Origin of the sequence: Pseudomonas helleri (assembly GCF_001043025.1) — a bacterium.
GTDB lineage: Bacteria > Pseudomonadota > Gammaproteobacteria > Pseudomonadales > Pseudomonadaceae > Aquipseudomonas > Aquipseudomonas helleri.
On sequence record NZ_JYLD01000003.1, the window covers coordinates 305,952 to 320,351 of the forward strand.

Below are 14,400 nucleotides of genomic sequence, written 5' to 3' on the forward strand. Positions count from 1 at the left end.
ACGCTAACGGATGAACAGGAATCGACGCTGTAGGAGACTTCTGAAAAAAATAAAAGAAATCACGCCGTGTCCGGGCTGCGATCTTTTATTCCCGAAAAGATCGCAGCCTTCGTGCCTCGGCAGCTCCTACAATTTGGGGAGCGAGCGTTGCCAACGCTTAGCGGCGGCGTCGTCGCTGGCCCGGCCTTCAACCCAGCGCGGGCCGTCGGCGGTGTGTTCTTTCTTCCAGAAGGGTGCGCGGGTTTTCAGGTAGTCCATCACGAACGCGCAGGCATCAAAAGCCGCCTGACGGTGGGCGCTGGCCACGCCGACAAAGACGATGGGCTCACCGGGCTCCAGTGCCCCGACCCGGTGCAGCACTTCGAGGCTGAGCAGCGGCCAGCGATGCTGCGCTTCGACCACGATTTTGGCCAAGGCCTTTTCGGTCATGCCTGGGTAATGCTCGAGAAACATCCCCGCCACGTCGCGCCCGTCATTGAAGTCGCGCACATACCCCACAAAACTCACCACCGCTCCCACGCCCAAATTGGCCGCATGCAGTGCGTTGACTTCTGCGCCCGGATCAAAGGCAGTCGTTTGCACCCGAATGGCCATGGCTCAGCCCCCGGTCACGGGCGGGAAAAAAGCCACGGTGTCACCGTCTGTCAGCGGCTCGTCGAGCTTGCACAGTTCTTCATTGCGCGCGCACATCAGGTTGGCTTCGGCCAAGACCTGCCACGCATCGCCCTGTTGCAACAGGTGCTGGCGCAACTGATCAACAGAGGTGAATTGGCCTTCGACCGAGACGCTGTCCAGCCCCAGCGCCTCACGGTAGCGGGCAAAGAAGTGCACGTGGAATGTCATGACGCGTCTGCCTGAAAGTGGCCGCTCTTGCCGCCGAGCTTTTCCAGCACGCGCACGTTTTCGATGGTCATGCCACGGTCGACGGCTTTGCACATGTCATAAATGGTCAAGGCCGCCACGCTGGCAGCGGTGAGGGCTTCCATCTCTACCCCGGTCTGCCCCGACAGTTTGCAGCGCGCGATGATCAACACTGCGTCGGTGCCTTGGGCGCTGAGTTCAACCTTGACGCTGGTGAGCATCAACGGATGGCACAGCGGGATCAGATCCGAGGTTTTCTTCGCCGCCTGAATCCCGGCAATTCGCGCCACGGCGAACACGTCGCCCTTGGGGTGATCGCCATTGACGATCATGTCCAGGGTTTCAGCACGCATGCGTACCACGGCTTGTGCCACCGCCTCACGGGACGTCACCGCTTTATCGGTGACATCAACCATGTTGGCGCGGCCTTGGGCATCTAAATGAGTCAGCACAGGGAGTTCTCCAGACAAGAGCTGCCAGTGTAAGCCCGAGGTTGCGTTTTGCCCACGTATGCGACGGCCATCGACCTCACGAATACCGCGCATCCGAACATCGAATTGGCCGCCTGGCGGGTTTGCACGTACAACGTGCACATCGTTCAGAGAGGTCAAATCCATGCCATTTTTTATAGCCATTGCCCTGAGTTTACTGGCCGGCGCCGCCGTGCCGATGCAAGCCGGCAGTAACGCCCGACTCGGTGCCGTGCTCGGTCACCCGTTCTGGGCCACGGTCATTTCCCTGATGGTCAGCGGCGCGGCGATTGCCGTGGTGATGCTGCTGGTCAAAGTGCCCCGTCCCAATCTTGGCGCACTGCTGGGCGGCCCTTGGTGGATGTGGCTTGGCGGCCTGGCCGGGGTGTTTTACATCACCGTGGCGCTGATTACCGTACCGCGCCTGGGCGCGCTCAACTTCATCATGGCGGTGGTGGTGGGCCAGTTGATCATCTCGCTGGCGATTGATTACTTCGGCTTGCTCGGGCTGCCAAAAAACACCCCCAGCCTGCAAAAACTGTTGGGTGTGAGTGTGGTGCTGGCCGGATTTTTGATCGCTTCGCGCGGCTGATTATGGGTAGGAGCGAGCTTGCCTCGCGATCTTTTGATTTTTTAAAAGATCGCGAGACAAGCTCGCTCCTACAGTGAAATCTGGCGAAGCACACTCCGCAACCAGCGATGCCCCGGATCGTCGCTGAAACGCTGATGCCAAACTTGCACGTAGTTAAACGGTGCCACGTTCAACGGCGGCGGCAATCTGACCAGCGAATCGGCCAACGGCAGGCTGTCCAGGGTGCGGGTGGCGACCGTCAGGATCAAGTCCGTATCGCCAATGACACTCGGGGCAGCACTCCAATGTGGCACGTTCACCGCGACATGGCGTTGCAAGCCCTGAGCGCGCAACACGTTGTCGACTTCGCCCTGGGTGTTGCCGTCCATCGAGACCAGCACATGAGGGCGTTGCAGATAGGTGTCGAGGTCCAGCACGCCACTCTCGGGCAGGACGTTGCGGTTGAGCAGGCAGGTGAAGATTTCTTCGAACAGCACCTCGCTGCAGAGGAACTCGGGCAGCGTGGCGAAAACACCCAGCGCGAGGTCGATCTTGCCGTGCTCGAGTTGTTCGAGCATGCCCAGACGGCTGTCCTGGACCACCACCAGCGAAATGCCGGGCGCCAGTACTCGGAGTTGTTCCACCAACTTGGGCAACACGATGGCCGCGCCGTAATCGGACATCGCCACGCGAAATGTGCGTTGCGATTCCCCCGGCACAAAGTCGACAGACTGACCGAGCAAGGTTTCGATCTGCCCCAGAATCACCTTGAGCGGCGCCTGAAGGTTTTGCGCCAGCGTACTGAGCACCACTTCGTTGCCCTGACGAATCAGCAGCGGGTCATTGAGCAATAACCGCAGCTTGCTCAGCGAATGACTGATGGCCGGCTGGCTCAAGTGCAAGCGCACACCGGTGCGGGTCACGTGCTTTTCCGTGAGCAGCGCATCGAGGACCACCAGCAGATTCAAATCGATAGTGCGCAGTAACACCTTGGCAGCTCCTGATTAAACATGGCTGGCGCCACAACGAAACCGGGCGGCTCTAGGCCGCCCGGATCAAGGTTATGTCAGAAGTGTTAGAGATGCGACTCTGCGTACTCGGCCAGGATCGAACGAGGGACGCCTTGCAGGGCGATGTGCACACCGTTGGGGAAGTCTTTGAAACGCTCCGTCAGGTAGGTCAGCCCCGAACTGGTGGCCGACAGGTAAGGCGTATCGATCTGCGCCAGGTTACCCAAGCACACCACTTTAGAGCCCGCGCCCGCACGGGTGATGATGGTTTTCATCTGGTGCGGCGTGAGGTTCTGGCACTCGTCAATCAAGATCAGGCTTTGCTGGAAACTACGCCCCCGGATGTAGTTCAGCGATTTGAACTGCAAAGGCACTTTGCTGAGGATGTAATCCACGCTGCCGTGGGTGTTTTCGTCATCCATGTGCAAGGCTTCGAGGTTGTCGGTGATGGCCCCCAGCCATGGCTCCATCTTCTCGGCCTCGGTGCCCGGCAGGAAGCCGATCTCCTGATCCAGCCCTTGCACGCTGCGGGTACAGATAATCCGCCGGTAGCGCTTGCTGACCATGGTTTGTTCAATGGCCGCTGCCAGCGCCAGAATGGTCTTGCCCGAACCCGCCGCACCCGACAGGTTAACCAGATGAATATCCGGATCGAGCAAGGCAAACAGCGCCAGCCCCTGGTAAATATCCCGCGGCTTCAGTCCCCAGGCTTCCTGGTGCAGCAACGGTTCCTGGTGCATGTCGAGAATCAGCAGGTGGTCCTTGCGCACCTCTTTGATCCAGCCCACAAACCCTTGCTCATCAATGATGAATTCGTTGATGTGCACCGCCGGCAGGTTTTCGTTCATTTGCACCTGATGCCAGGTGCGGCCGTGCCCTTGCCGGGTTTCGACCTTGCTCACGCGGTCCCAGAACGAACCGGTCATGGTGTGGTAGCCGCGTGACAGCATCGACACGTCGTCAACCAGTTGGTCAGTGCTGTAGTCCTCGGACTCGACCCCACAGGCGCGCGCCTTGAGCCGCATGTTGATGTCTTTGGTCACCAGCACCACGTGCAGGCTCGGGTCACGGGCATGCAGGTCAATCAGTTGATTGATGATGATGTTGTCGTTGAGGTTTTCAGGGAGCAGCGCATTAGGCTCTCTGCGCTTGTTCATCAGGATTGACAGAAAGCCCTTGGGGCCACTTTTGCCGCGCTGGATCGGTACGCCCCTTTCAACATCCTCTGGCGAGGCCACACCCAGGGTCTGATCGATCAATCGAATCGCCTGGCGACACTCCGCTGCCACCAGTAGCTTGCCGGTTTTGAGTTTGTCGAGCTCTTCAAGCACCGTCATCGGGATAGCGACGTGGTGTTCCTCGAAGTTGAGCAAAGCATTTGGATCGTGAATCAGAACATTGGTATCGAGTACATAAAGGATTGGCTGGTTGGAAGAAGGAGTGCGTCCGTGATCATCCATACTCGGTCACCTTTGTGGGAGCCATTCGACGCAATACCGCAACAGTGCTGCGCCTCGAGTGACTGCCGAATTCATCTGTTTTCTGTCAGATGAATGCCCTGCCCGATGGGTCTTGGAAGACGCCACCTGTGTTGCAGGTTTCGGCGGTCTGTCTTGGTAATACTCCAAATCGTGTGACAAAAAAAAGTATTTTTACAGTTTGGCGGATTTATTTTTTTGACTGACGAATAGCCTTGGCGACCTGCAAAATTGCTACTAGGCTCAATGATTACCTGACACAACGCTTGGGCATTTAATCCAGTATTGGCCTGCATCAGCGCGCCGAAAACACCAACTCGAAATCTCCCCCCACAAGGCCGGACGGTTCTCACAAAACGCCGGGATGCCCCCTACCCATCTTTCTTTTTGGCAGCACTAAGCTTCGTGACGCACCGGCTCATTACGACCTGCGCTCACTACTGTTTATGCCAAAGGAATCCGTATGACCCCTATCTCCAAAACCCTGGAACAAATGCTGCTCGAGATATACCAGGACGGCAGCGTGTCTGTGATTGAATACCGCCAGCTTCGCGACAACGCTGACGAGCGCATGTCGGCGGTCATCAACGAGTTTGGCCAGCACAACAACATCACCGCCTTCCAAAAAGCCATGGACGTCGCCATGCAACTGCTACAGCTGTCGGTCATTGATGCGAAAAAAGCTCAACTGACCGATACCGGCGAAGCCATCGTCAAAGATGCCGTAGTGTCACAAGTGGAATACCTTCGCGCAGGCTCAGAACTGGCCTTGCGCCTTTTGTAAGGGTTACAACAAAGCGCTCGCCCAATCGGGCGGGCGCATTGATCACTGAGCCCCCAAGGCCTCGCACTCCTCCCAGCCCAGCCCGCTCTGCACCGTCGCCTTGAGCAGCCAGGGCAATGCGCTGCGGACCTTGTCCTGGGTGTCGTGGAAGGCAATCAACCCATGGCGCCACAACAGCATCAAGGTCAATACGCGGTGTGCCGACTGCTCGGCCGTGAGGCTGCCGGCCAGGTCTTGCGAGTCAATGTTCCACAACGCCACCTGCAAACCCTGGGACTCAAAAAACGCCCCGCTGTCAGCCCGGCGCTGGCCGTAAGGCGGCCGGAACAACGGCACGTAGTTTTGCGGCAACACCTGTTTCACCAGCGCGGTGCTACGCAGCACCGAGTCCTGCCAGTTTTGCCAATGACTGTGGGCCCGATATTCCCACCCTTGCACGCCTACACATTGACCTTTGTACAGCGCCCTCAGGGCCTGATCAGAGCTTTTGTCGAGGCGAGCTTTCAAGCTGTTGCCCAAGACAAAAAACGTCGCGCTCATGGACTGTTTGCGCAGGTAGTCAGTGAGCCAGTCGGTGGTGCCGCCGATGACCGTCGGGCCGCTGTCGAAGGTCAGCATGAACAGCCGGTCGTGCATGTCCTCGCCATTGAACTCCTGATCGCCCAGCAGCGCGATTTCGCTGCTGATTTGTGGCGACAGTGCGGCCAGGCGCAACTGTTCATCCAGGTAACGGCGGTGGAACCCGGCACTCGGCTCGGCCCATTTCACGTAGAAAGAATCATCGGCCACTTCGAACTTGCCTGCCTGTTCACGCAGGCTGACCATGTCTTCGACGTAATAACAGAACGAAGCATCCTGATCACAGCTTTGCTGAGCAAAGTTGTAATTGGCCAACAGGCGTTGCCACAGGCGCTGACGGACTTTATCAATCGCGTCCATATTGATGACCTTGAGGCCCAGGCGCTCTTTAAGGCCGTTCTCATCCAGCCCTTCGCTGACCAGCAAGGCGTGGGCGAACGTCAGGATCTCGGCACGCGAGGCGACATCGAACAGGGCCGGGCTGCTCAATGGCTCTGGCCAGGTCGTGCGATCCAGCGTCGCCGGATCATTGGGCGCCGCCACTGCCCCCAGACACACCAGCCAGGCCGACAAAAAAAGAGCAATGCGCACAGAGCCATCTCCGTATAAAAACTGCCAGCACTATAACCGCTAAGGTGATGTTGGACATTGGACGTAGCCTCGCAAAGCTCGTCAACTGCTACGGCGCAAAACCTGTAGGAGCGAGCTTGCCTCGCGATCTTTTGATCTGCCCCCTATCGCAGCCTTCGTGCCTCGTCAGCGACTACAGCGCCTTGTTTTTCAGGGCCTATCACCACCATAGGTGGAGTCAAACCGCTCAACCCCCTAGAATCGTCCGGACGCTAACAGGAGACGACCTCATGCTGATGGTGATTTCACCCGCTAAAACCCTCGACTACGAGACGCCGCCAGCCACTGCGCGTTTCACCTTGCCGCAATACCTGGATCACTCCCAGGAGTTGATCGAACAACTGCGCACACTAAGCCCGCAACAGATTGGCGAGCTGATGCATTTGTCCGACAAACTCTCGGGCCTTAACGCCGCCCGCTTCGGCAGTTGGACCCCGGACTTCACCCCTGACAATGCTAAACAGGCGCTGCTGGCGTTTAAAGGCGATGTGTATACCGGCTTGAATGCGGTGGACTTCAGCGAGGCCGATTTCGACTACGCTCAAACGCATCTACGCATGCTCTCCGGGCTTTACGGCTTGCTGCGCCCGCTGGACTTGATGCAACCGTACCGCCTGGAAATGGGCACCAAACTGGCCAATGCCCGGGGCAAGGATTTGTACGCGTTCTGGGGCACCCGTATCAGCGAATGGCTGAATGAGGCGCTGGCCGAGCAAGGCGATGACGTGTTGCTGAATCTGGCCTCCAACGAGTACTTCTCGGCGGTAAAAAAGTCAGCCCTGAACGCCCGCATCATCAATACTGAATTCAAGGACCTGAAAAACGGTCAACACAAAATCATCAGCTTCTACGCTAAAAAAGCGCGCGGCATGATGAGCCGTTTTGTGATCAAGGAACGCATTAACAACCCGGCCGATCTCAAGCAGTTTGACGCTCAGGGCTATCGTTACAGCGCTGAACAGTCAAAGCCCGATCTGCTGGTTTTCTTGCGCGACGAAGCTCCCGAGTAGAGGCGTAGCCATGTTTATCGGCGTTTTACTCATCATTGCCTGGCTCGTACTGTTGCTGCGCTACCCGCGCAAGGCGTTTCCGGTGTCGCTGGCAGCGCTGGTCGGGTTGGCAATAGTGGCCGCCTGCGTGGCCTGGCAAGACAGCCGGGAGGCCGATCAATTGGCCCGGCTGGATCTGCGTATTGTCTACGACCCGGCACAATGCCCCGCAGATCGCCCGCTGCAGTTAACCCTGACCAACAGCAATGACGTGCCGTTGAGCGAATTGTCCTGGCGGATCGCGGCGTACGCGCCGGGTGACGCGGTCAACCTCGCTGACAACCAGTACACGGCCCCGCATTATCGTGGCCCCGGTGAGTTGCAAGCGGGCGCCTCGTGGCAAGACTGTTTGCCAATGCCGCCGCTGCGCACGGGGTATCGCGCGCCAAGCCTGGAATTTCGCGCTGAGCGCCTGCAAGGCAGCTTCTCTAATTAAGGATATTTCGATGCGCCGTGTTTTGATTACCGGGTGCTCCAGCGGCATTGGCCGCGCCATGGCCGATGCGTTCAAGGCGGCTGGCCACGAAGTGTGGGCCAGCGCCCGCAAACCGCACGATGTCGCGCACTTGGCCGCCGCCGGATTTATCGCCCTGCAATTGGACGTCAATGATCCGGCAGCGCTGGCGCAACTGGCTGAGCGTCTGAGCCAGGAGACCGATGGGCTGGACGTGTTGATCAATAACGCCGGCTACGGCGCCATGGGCCCGGTGCTCGACGGGGGTGTTGAAGGCCTGCAGCAGCAATTTGAAACCAATGTGTTTTCAGTGGTTGGCGTCACCCGCGCATTGTTTGCCCAACTGCGTCGCAAGCACGGGCTGGTGGTGAACATCGGCAGCGTGTCTGGCGTACTCGTCACCCCGTTCGCCGGGGCTTACTGCGCCTCGAAAGCAGCGGTACATGCACTGAGCGACGCCTTGCGCATGGAACTGGCGCCGTTCGGTATCCGCGTGTTGGAAGTCCAGCCGGGCGCCATCAACACCCAGTTTGCGAAAAATGCCAGCGATCAGGCTGAGCACTTGATCAGCGAAAACTCCCCATGGTGGCCAATGCGGGAAGGCATTCGTGCACGGGCCAAAGCCTCGCAAGACAACCCTACCCCCGCCACTGCCTTCGCCACAGCCGTACTCAACGCCGTAGACCGGCCAAAACCACCCCATCTGCTGAGGTACGGTAATGGCAGCCGCGCTCTGCCGCTGCTTGCCGCGCTGGTACCGAGCGGGCTGCTGCAAAAAATACTGATGAAGCGATTTGGCTTGAATCGTTAACAGTCGGCCAACACATCAAAGCACCGGAATTAATAGGGCTTATATCGAAAGAGCATGAAGCCCTATGACGGCTGGCCTGCGTTTTAAACCCACGTTAAACACCCAATTAAACAACGCCCTCGCCCCATCACAAACAGCTGCAAAGTTCTTTATTGACGGCTTATTCAATAAAACAAAATTGTTTGAATCGACACTTCAGAGGTGATATTAAATCGCCAATAGACTATGTTCAGTCTCGATCAGTATTCATATTGCTGCACGCGGCAGTCGATACCGCGTACGACACAAGGAGTCAGAAAATGCCTGATAAAACAACGCGTCTTACCATTCTTATTGACTCTTCGACCAAGCAAAAGCTGGAGATCCTGTCTGAAGAAACAGACCTGACCATCTCGCAAGTCATCAGAAAGCTAATAAGAGACCACCTTCATCAGTATGAGAACAAAACGATTAACATCTCTAACAACCGGGAGAAACTAGATTCGTCAACCCATGCTTAATATATAAATAGGACTAATACTTTAGCATTAACTCATTAATACTCTTTACACGGGTTAATAGTATTACTTATTTAAAAGACTGTTTTCAGATTGAGCCAGGAATGCCCCATATCATTGGGGCTCCCGTGGTCACAGTACGATTCCCTACCGCTCACGCAGCGCTTCGCGCGCGCGATTCATTGGCTTGATCAAGTAGTCGAGCACGGTTTTGCGCCCGGTCTTGATGTCGACCGAGGCGATCATCCCCGGCACGATCGAGAACGTTTTCCCGGCCTTGTTCTTCAACACATCGGCATCGGTGCGAATAAACACGCGGTAGTAGAAGACCTCGGGTTTGGCTTCGTCCTGAATCGTGTCCGGGGAGATGGTCACGACTTTGCCGTCCATTCCGCCGTAGATCGAGTAGTCGTAGGCGGTGATTTTGACCTTGGCCACCTGGTCGGGGTGGATAAAGGCGATGTCCCGTGGCGAAATGCGCGCTTCGATGAGTAGCTGTTCATCCATCGGCACAATTTGCATCAGGCGGCCGTTGGGCGGGATGACGCCGCCGATGGTGGTAACCTCGATGTCTTTGACGATGCCACGGACCGGCGAACGCAAGGTCAGGCGGGTCACGGAGTCGGAGCGCCCGCGCATTACCGAAGACAGGGTCTCGACGTCGGCGTTAGCTTTGGCCATCTCCTCTCCGGCGTGCACCATGTAGTCGGAGCGCGCCTGGGTCAGTTTTAACTCCAACTCAGCCTTCTGGCGCTTCAGGCGCAACACTTCAACGTTGCTGGCCGCGCCGACCTTGGCCAGGTTCTCGGTAATTTCAAGCTCGCTGCGCACCAGCGCCAACGAAGAGCGCACCCCCGCCAGCGATTCATCCAGGCCTTTGCGCCGTGTGGTGTACAAGTCAGTTTCGGCGCGGATCAGGGCCGGGTAGCCCTGCAGTTCATCGGGGAATACCAGCGGCTTGTTGTTCACCTCGGCCTGCAAGCGCACCACGCTGGCCAGGGCTGCCCGGTACTTGGCCGCACTTTCATCGAAGTTGGATTCACTTTTGGTCGGATCGAGCTTGGCCAGGGTTTGCCCGCTCGCCACGATATCGCCCTCGCTGACGTTCAATTCGGTGACGATCCCGCCTTCCAGTGACTGAATAATCTGCTCGCGGGAGGTCGGAATGACTTTGCCGGTGCCGTTCGACACTTCGTCGACTTCAAAAAAGTAAGCCCAGACGCCAAACGCGATCAGCATCAGGCACACGTAACCGACCACCCGTGTCGCCCGCACCACGGTGCTGTCGTCGACGCCATCGTGATACGGCCGGGTGCTGTCGTCTTCGCTGGCCAGCAGTGGGATTCTCTTCGGCCCTTGTGGCCCGTGGGACGTTTTATTGTTCATGTGAAGGTCCTTGAGCGCGACGCTGTCCGTGGCTGCTGGTTCATTGCGCGGCTTTCTGTGGTTTGGACAGTCGTGCTATGGCGTTGTCTTTGCTGTCATCAACGACGATCCGCCCGTTGTCCACGACAATGATCCGGTTGACCAGGCTCAAGACGCTCATGCGGTGGGTGGCAATGATCAAGGTGCGATGACCGGCCCATTTGTCCAGGTTCTGGATCAGGTTGCGCTCGCTCGCTTCATCCAAAGACGCCGTGGGCTCATCCAGCAGGACGATATGCGGCTGGCGAATAAACAGACGTGACAGCAACAAGGCCTGGCGCTGCCCGCCCGAAAGCCCCAAGCCGCCCTCAAGGATCAAGTGGTCCATGCCATCGGCAAACTTGCTGACGAACTCTGCGGCGCCGGTGAGCGCCAGCGCGTTGAGGATTTCGCTGTCGGTGGCGTGGGGTGCGCCAAGGATCAGGTTGTCGCGCAAAGTGCCGTGAAACAGCCGGGAGTTTTGTGTGAGCAGCCCGACGTCGCGGCGCACGTCCGCCGGGTCAATGTGCCCGAGGGCAACGCCGTCCAGGCTGATGCTGCCCTCCTTCAGATCGAGCATCCCGGCCAGCGCCTGAAGCAATGTCGATTTGCCCGCACCATTGCGCCCCAGCACGGCAATACGTTCACCCGGCTGGATCTTCATATCCGCCACAGTCAACGCGGGCGCAGGAGAATCGCTGGAGTACTGGAACGCCGCCTCATTGAGCACATAATCGCCGCGCACCACGGGCAAATGCACCCGCTTGCTGCCATCGGCATGATCCACCGGCAACTGCATGATCTGGTTAAGGCTTTGCAGGGCGACTTTGGCCTGCTGCCAGCGCGTGAGCACGTGGGTGAGTTGTGCCATAGGCGCCATCATGCGGGACGACAGAATCGACGCAGCCACCAGGCTACCGGTGGTCATGTCGCTGGCCATGACCATCGGCGCGCCGAACACCACGACCACGGCAAACACCGAACCCTGCACCGTGTTGCTCCAGGACACCAACGAGTTGGTCAGCATGCGCAACCGCAGGTTGGCGTCGGCGCAACTGGCGTTGTAGTGGTTCCACTGCTGCTGGAAACGCTGCTCGGCTTGCAGCGACTTGATATCGTCCAGCCCCTGGATCGTTTCCACCAGCATGGCGCTGCGCAACGAGCTTTCTCGCATCGACTCGTTGGCCATGCGCGCCAGTTTCTTTTGTGACATCAGGCCCGGCACCACCATCAACACCACCGCGAGGATGGGGATCGCCACCAAGGGCCCGGCGATAAACCAGAAGATCACCAGAAACAGCAAAAAGAACGGTAAATCTGCCAACGCCGTGGCGGTGCTGGAAGTGATCAGGTCGCGCACCTGTTCCAGTTCTTTGATCTGCGAAATAAACGAGCCGGTGGACTTGGGCCGCACGCTGTTGCGCAGGCGGATGGCGTGGCCGAACACCAAATCAGATACGCGCAGGTCGGCACGTTTGCCGAGCATGTCAGTGATGCGCACCCGGGTCAGGCGCATCATCAAATCGAACACCAGCGCCAGCACCACGCCGCCAAACAGCACGTACAAAGTGGGCATCGACTCGGCCGGAATCACCCGGTCATACACCTGCATCGAGAACAACACCCCGGCCAGCCCGAGCACGCTGGTGACCAGCGACGCCAGCATCACGTAGCTGTACGGGCGCAAGTCCCTCAGCACGATGTTTCGGAACCAGTCCTTCTCGTAGGTTTTTATATAGTCATCGATGCGCGCATCGCGCACCGCACGCATGGGGCGCAGCACCACGATTTTGCTCGCGTGGGCGATCAGTTCCTGACGCGAGATACGGCTTTGCAGGCCCGCGTCACCGCTGTAGGTGATGCCCAAATCGTCATCGTCGCCCAGGGTTTGCAAGACACCGACCTGACCATCATCAAACTGCAGCACCAACGGCATTTGCCGCTGCATAAGAGTGGTTGCAGTGAAGTCGACAATCACACAGTTAAGCCCCGCCTGGCGCGCCATCAGCCGCACCACCTCCTCGACGGTCTTGCCTTCTGTCCATTGCACGGCGAGGCGCACGCTTTGTGCGGAACACTCCAGCCGGTAGTGCCGGGCAACGAGCAGGACCGCGTCCAGCCACACTTCATAATCCAGCGGAGCGGAATGATCAGGCGCCGTTTCAGCGGGTTGTTCGGCAGCTTGCGTGTCGGCCTCAAGCATCACGGTATCGTTCATGGTCGGATCTCCACGCCTTGGATCGAGCTGTTATCCAGATGGAAGGCTGTGCGCAATCCGCCGGTGTTGTAGAGGCAATCAATCTTCAGGCGGCGCAGGTCGGACGCGGTGTTTTCACGGTCCATGCGCGCCTGGTGGATTTCCTGCTCGGCATTGAGTAAATCAAGCAGCGGCCGGGTCCCCAGTTCCAGGTACTGCTGGCGATACAGGTCGCGGGTTTCAGAGATGCTGCGCTCACGAAAATCCAGGGTCGACAGGCGCTGAGTGAGGCTGGATATTTGATCCCGCGCCTCCAGCAGCCCTTGGCGCACTGAAAGCCGTGCGGCGTCGTTTGCGTACTGCGCCGTGCGCAGGGCTTGTTCGGCAGAGGCTTTGCGGGCGTTGATCGCACCGCCCTGATAGATCGGCATTTTCACGTTCAGAAACACCCCGTAGCGTGTTCTGTCGCGGCCGTTTTGAACGTTGTTGTCGTTGCTGTCCAGGTACTGGGTCAGCTCCGGGTCCAAAGACAACGTGGGCAACGCTTCGGCCCGCGCATTGGCGATTTGCGCCACGGCATCGACCTGCTGCGCCTGGGCGATCAACAACGAAGGGGTCACGGCCTCATCGGGCACCACGCCTTGGCAAGAGTGCTCCAGGCTGTCAGGAAACCCCGGCGTGACGCTGACCGGCGCCTGCGAGCCAAGCAAGCTGCTCAATGCCCCGCGCCAGCGGTTCAATTGCGCCGTGAATTGCAATTGCGTTGCCATTGCCGCTTCGACCCGTGAGCGCGCCTGAATCAAGTCAGAACGCGTACTGGCGCCCATATCGCTGCGCTTTTGCGCCAGGTCGGCAATCGCCGCCAGGCCATCCACTTGCTCTCGGGCCAGCCTCTGCAAGGTTTGCGCGCGCTGTAACTCAATCACCGAAAACGAGGTTTCCCGGGTCACCTGATCGACCGCCAGCAACACCGCCGCCTGGCTGCCGTTGACGCGGGCAAGGGCGCTGTCGACGGTGCTCGATACCTTGCCAAAGTCATAGAGCATCTGTGACATCGACAAGGTGAACGCCTGGCTTTCGCCGCTGCCGTTCAAGCCACTGTCGTAGCCCGAGCGCAACCCGCCGCTGATTTGCGGGTAGTAACCGGAACGGGCAATGGTCACGTTCTGTTGCTGCTGATACAGCTTGCCGATCGACTCGGCGATAGCTGGGTGCCACGCCACGACCATTTGTACCGCGCGGGTCAGGTCGAGGGTGCCCGGAACAACGCGTTGCGGGGGGATCGGCGCACTGACGCCCATTGGCCCTCCCGGTAAATTAGTGCCCAATTGACTCGGGCTGATGGTGCTGACGCTTTCGGCGTCGTCATACATTGATTTGGCCATGACCCGTTCAAGCAACAGCGGGGTTAACGCAACGGCACAAACCACAACCGACAACTGTTTAACCAGCGTTCTATGCCTCAAATCCAGCCCCCAGATGAGTGTTGGCCTGCAAAAAAGGCGCACTCAGCGAAACAACATTGGGGTATCACATGCACGCCTTGGCTCAGGTGTGCACGCAACAATGGATCGTTACTCGCAGCCCGCAACGATCCATCATTGC

General features: G+C 58.4%; 15 protein-coding genes. 6 read left to right on the forward strand and 9 right to left on the reverse strand.

Annotation, left to right across the window (positions count from 1 at the left end):
• Positions 1 to 126: 126 nt before the first annotated feature.
• From moaE to moaC, 3 genes are read right to left on the reverse strand one after another with little or no spacing between them, the layout of a single operon-like run.
• Positions 127 to 594, reverse strand: coding sequence for a molybdopterin synthase catalytic subunit MoaE (gene moaE, locus TU84_RS06865; RefSeq protein WP_048368232.1), 468 nt, complete (start codon positions 592 to 594; stop codon positions 127 to 129).
• Positions 595 to 597: 3 nt separating this feature from the next.
• Positions 598 to 843 (reverse strand): molybdopterin converting factor subunit 1, encoded by a 246-nt coding sequence (moaD, locus tag TU84_RS06870; RefSeq protein WP_048368234.1) that lies wholly within the window; start codon positions 841 to 843, stop codon positions 598 to 600.
• The gene (moaC, locus tag TU84_RS06875) at positions 840 to 1,313 is read right to left on the reverse strand and encodes a cyclic pyranopterin monophosphate synthase MoaC (RefSeq protein ID WP_048368470.1); all 474 of its coding nucleotides are present in this window, start codon (positions 1,311 to 1,313) and stop codon (positions 840 to 842) included. Before moaC ends, moaD begins: the two co-directional genes overlap by 4 nt.
• Positions 1,314 to 1,476: 163 nt before the next feature.
• On the opposite strand from moaC, the gene TU84_RS06880 reads away from it, so the two are divergent.
• Positions 1,477 to 1,923: a DMT family transporter gene (locus TU84_RS06880; protein ID WP_048368235.1), complete on the forward strand. Its 447-nt coding sequence runs from the start codon at positions 1,477 to 1,479 to the stop codon at positions 1,921 to 1,923.
• Positions 1,924 to 1,991: 68 nt separating this feature from the next.
• Here TU84_RS06880 and TU84_RS06885 read toward each other — a convergent pair whose 3' ends face one another.
• Together TU84_RS06885 and TU84_RS06890 are read right to left on the reverse strand one after the other, a co-directional pair.
• Complete coding sequence (locus TU84_RS06885; protein ID WP_048368236.1) at positions 1,992 to 2,891, reverse strand: LysR substrate-binding domain-containing protein; 900 nt, start codon at positions 2,889 to 2,891, stop codon at positions 1,992 to 1,994.
• Between the two features lie 86 nt (positions 2,892 to 2,977).
• Positions 2,978 to 4,372, reverse strand: coding sequence for a PhoH family protein (locus tag TU84_RS06890; protein WP_048368238.1), 1,395 nt, complete (start codon positions 4,370 to 4,372; stop codon positions 2,978 to 2,980).
• A gap of 481 nt (positions 4,373 to 4,853) precedes the next feature.
• Between TU84_RS06890 and TU84_RS06895 the strand changes: the two genes are divergently transcribed.
• Entirely contained in the window at positions 4,854 to 5,174 is a 321-nt protein-coding gene (locus TU84_RS06895) for a hypothetical protein (RefSeq protein WP_048368239.1), read from the forward strand.
• Between the two features lie 42 nt (positions 5,175 to 5,216).
• On the opposite strand, the gene TU84_RS06900 is transcribed toward TU84_RS06895, so the two are convergent.
• Positions 5,217 to 6,344, reverse strand: coding sequence for a polysaccharide deacetylase family protein (locus tag TU84_RS06900; protein ID WP_048368241.1), 1,128 nt, complete (start codon positions 6,342 to 6,344; stop codon positions 5,217 to 5,219).
• A 269-nt stretch (positions 6,345 to 6,613) separates the two neighbouring features.
• On the opposite strand from TU84_RS06900, the gene yaaA reads away from it, so the two are divergent.
• The 4 genes from yaaA (at position 6,614) to TU84_RS06920 (ending at position 9,197) form a co-directional block, all read left to right on the forward strand.
• Positions 6,614 to 7,393, forward strand: coding sequence for a peroxide stress protein YaaA (yaaA, locus tag TU84_RS06905; RefSeq protein WP_048368242.1), 780 nt, complete (start codon positions 6,614 to 6,616; stop codon positions 7,391 to 7,393).
• 10 nt (positions 7,394 to 7,403) lie between these two features.
• Positions 7,404 to 7,868, forward strand: coding sequence for a hypothetical protein (locus TU84_RS06910; protein ID WP_048368244.1), 465 nt, complete (start codon positions 7,404 to 7,406; stop codon positions 7,866 to 7,868).
• A 10-nt stretch (positions 7,869 to 7,878) separates the two neighbouring features.
• Positions 7,879 to 8,697, forward strand: coding sequence for an SDR family oxidoreductase (locus tag TU84_RS06915; protein ID WP_048368245.1), 819 nt, complete (start codon positions 7,879 to 7,881; stop codon positions 8,695 to 8,697).
• Positions 8,698 to 8,996: 299 nt separating this feature from the next.
• The gene (locus TU84_RS06920; protein ID WP_048368247.1) at positions 8,997 to 9,197 is read left to right on the forward strand and encodes a hypothetical protein; all 201 of its coding nucleotides are present in this window, start codon (positions 8,997 to 8,999) and stop codon (positions 9,195 to 9,197) included.
• Between the two features lie 144 nt (positions 9,198 to 9,341).
• Here TU84_RS06920 and TU84_RS06925 read toward each other — a convergent pair whose 3' ends face one another.
• The 3 genes from TU84_RS06925 to TU84_RS06935 are packed head-to-tail and all read right to left on the reverse strand — an operon-like array spanning position 9,342 to position 14,180.
• Entirely contained in the window at positions 9,342 to 10,580 is a 1,239-nt protein-coding gene (locus TU84_RS06925) for an HlyD family efflux transporter periplasmic adaptor subunit (protein ID WP_082148637.1), read from the reverse strand.
• Positions 10,581 to 10,620: 40 nt separating this feature from the next.
• Positions 10,621 to 12,816 (reverse strand): type I secretion system permease/ATPase, encoded by a 2,196-nt coding sequence (locus TU84_RS06930; protein WP_048368249.1) that lies wholly within the window; start codon positions 12,814 to 12,816, stop codon positions 10,621 to 10,623.
• Positions 12,813 to 14,180, reverse strand: a complete 1,368-nt coding sequence (locus TU84_RS06935; protein ID WP_048368250.1) for a TolC family outer membrane protein — start codon at positions 14,178 to 14,180, stop codon at positions 12,813 to 12,815. Before TU84_RS06935 ends, TU84_RS06930 begins: the two co-directional genes overlap by 4 nt.
• Positions 14,181 to 14,400: the final 220 nt, after the last annotated feature.